The organism is Microbacterium sp. B19 (assembly GCF_000333395.1).
Classification (GTDB): domain Bacteria; phylum Actinomycetota; class Actinomycetes; order Actinomycetales; family Microbacteriaceae; genus Microbacterium.
Window position 1 is genome coordinate 1 of record NZ_BADA01000068.1, and the last position, 2,286, is coordinate 2,286.

Consider the following 2,286-nt stretch of genomic DNA (forward strand, 5'->3'; position numbering starts at 1 on the left):
CGAGGTGCAGATCGACGACGGCGCGTGGCAGCCCGCGAAGCTCGCGACGGCGATCTCGTCCGACACGTGGGTGCAGTGGAGCCTGCCCTGGGATGCCACGGCGGGAACGCACACGCTCCGCTGCCGCGCCACGTCCGCCACCGGCGAGACCCAGACGCAGCAGCGCGCCGCGCCCGCCCCCGACGGCGCGACCGGCTGGGACGAGCTGACGCTCACCGTCGCGTGAGGGGTCGTTTTCTGTCGCTTGGGACGAAAAGAAGCGACAGAAACTGACCCCTCACGCCCGAGTCAGGGGAGGACGTGCCGCAGCTGATCGATCGCCCAGTCGATCTCGGTCGCGCGGATCGTCAGCGGCGGGGCGATACGGATCGTCTGCCCGTGCGTGTCCTTGACCAGCACGCCGCGCGCGAGGAGCTTCTCGGCGATCTCGCGCCCGCGGCCCGCGGCCGGGTCGATGTCGACGCCGGCCCAGAGCCCCGCCACGCGCACCGCGGTCACACCGTGACCGACGAGCGACTCGAGCCCCTGCGCGAGGTGCTCGCCGAGCGCCTTCGCGCGGGTCTGGAACTCCCCGGATGCCAGCATCTCGACGACCCGCAGTCCCACCGCGGCAGCCAGCGGGTTGCCGCCGAACGTCGAGCCGTGCTCACCGGGACGGATGACGCCCAGGACGTCCTCGTTCGCGACGACCGCGGACAGGGGCAGGATGCCACCGCCCAGGGCCTTGCCGAGGAGGTAGACGTCGGGCACGATGCCTTCGCGGTCGCACGCGAACGTCTCACCCACGCGGCCGAGGCCCGACTGGATCTCGTCGGCGATGAACAGCACATTGTTCGCCGAGCAGATCTCGCGCACCCGGCGCAGGAACCCCTCCGGCGGGATGACGATGCCGGCCTCGCCCTGGATCGGTTCCAGGAGCACCGCGGCGGTGTTGTCGTCGATCGCCGCGGCGATGGCATCCGCGTCTCCGTACGGGACATGCACGAAGCCCGGCGCGTAGGGACCGAAGTCGTCGTGCGCGGTGGGGTCGTCGCTGAAGCCGACGATCGTCGTGGTGCGGCCGTGGAAGTTGCCGTTCGCGACGATGATGGTCGCGGCATCCGGGGCGATGCCCTTCGACCGGTAGCCCCACGCGCGGGCGACCTTGATGCCGGTCTCGACCGCCTCCGCGCCGGTGTTCATCGGCAGCACGAGATCCTTGCCGCAGAGCTGCGCGAGAGCCGTGGCGAACGGCCCGAGCTTGTCGTTGTGGAACGCGCGGCTGGTGAGCGTCAGCCGCTCCAGCTGCTCACGGGCGGCCGCGAGGATCGCCGGGTGCCCGTGCCCGAAGTTCAGCGCGGAGTACGCCGACAGCAGGTCGAGGTAGCGCTTGCCCTCGACGTCGGTGACCCAGACGCCCTCGGCGCGCGCGGCGACGACCGGCAGCGGGTGGTAGTTGTGCGCGAGGTGCGCGCCCTCGGCGGCGATGAGCTGAGCGCCGAGGTCGTCGACGGTGGTGCTCATCGGGTGCCCCCGCGCAGCTCGAGCGTGCAGCACTTGATCCCGCCGCCGCCGAGCAGCAGCTCGGACAGGTCGACCAGCACGGGCGTGTAGCCGCGCTCGCGCAGCTGCGCCTCGAAGCCCTTCGCGCGCGGCGAGATGATGACGTTCTTGCCGTCGCTGGCGGAGTTCAGGCCGAACACCGCGCCGTCGGCATCCGACACCCGGATGGCATCCGGGTAGCGCTCGCGGAGGATCGCCTGGCTGCGCTCGTCGAACGCGTTCGGCAGGTACGCGATGTTGGCCTTCTCGACGCCGCCGGGACCCTCGACCGGGTCGAGCACGGCGATCGCGGATCTCCAAGGGCCTCCTCGGCACCAAGCTCGGCATGACCCAGGTGTGGGACGAGAACGGCAAGCTCGTTCCCGTCACCGTCATCGAGGTCGCTCCGAACGTCGTGACCCAGCTCCGCTCGGTCGAGAAGGACGGCTACAACGCCGTTCAGATCGGCTACGGCCAGATCGACCCCCGCAAGGTGAACAAGCCCCTGACGGCCCACTTCGAGGCCGCGGGCGTCACCCCGCGTCGTCACCTCACCGAGGTTCGTACCGCGGATGCCGCTGACTACTCGCTCGGTCAGGAGCTCACCGTGGACGGCCTGTTCGAGGCCGGCCAGCTGGTCGACGTCGTCGGCACCAGCAAGGGCAAGGGCACCGCCGGTGTCATGAAGCGTCACAACTTCAAGGGTGTCTCCGCTTCGCAAGGTGCACACCGCAACCACCGCAAGCCCGGTTCGATCGGCGCCTC

At 70.5% G+C, this 2,286-nt stretch carries 2 protein-coding genes and 2 pseudogenes; 2 read left to right on the top strand and 2 right to left on the bottom strand.

Annotated elements, in window-relative coordinates; all coding sequences use genetic code 11:
- A pseudogene (locus tag I5G_RS20195) lies at window positions 1-226 on the top strand (oxidoreductase); the annotation flags it as partial.
- A gap of 62 nt (window positions 227-288) precedes the next feature.
- On the opposite strand, the gene rocD reads toward I5G_RS20195, so the two are convergent.
- Together rocD and I5G_RS02510 are read right to left on the bottom strand one after the other, a co-directional pair.
- Complete coding sequence (rocD, locus tag I5G_RS02505; RefSeq protein WP_022877647.1) at window positions 289-1,503, bottom strand: ornithine--oxo-acid transaminase; 1,215 nt, start codon at window positions 1,501-1,503, stop codon at window positions 289-291.
- A pseudogene (locus I5G_RS02510) lies at window positions 1,500-1,835 on the bottom strand (N-dimethylarginine dimethylaminohydrolase); the annotation flags it as partial. The gene rocD and the pseudogene I5G_RS02510, both read right to left, overlap by 4 nt.
- Window positions 1,836-1,867: 32 nt before the next feature.
- Between I5G_RS02510 and rplC the strand changes: the two are divergent.
- Window positions 1,868-2,286, top strand: a 419-nt coding sequence (gene rplC / locus I5G_RS02515; RefSeq protein ID WP_022877649.1) for a 50S ribosomal protein L3, incomplete at its 3' end; no start/stop codon positions are given.

Coding starts and splice junctions, on each gene's coding strand:
- rocD (WP_022877647.1), bottom strand. CDS start 1,503: ATGAGCACCACCGTCGACGACCTCGGCGCTCAGCTCATCGCCGCCGAG.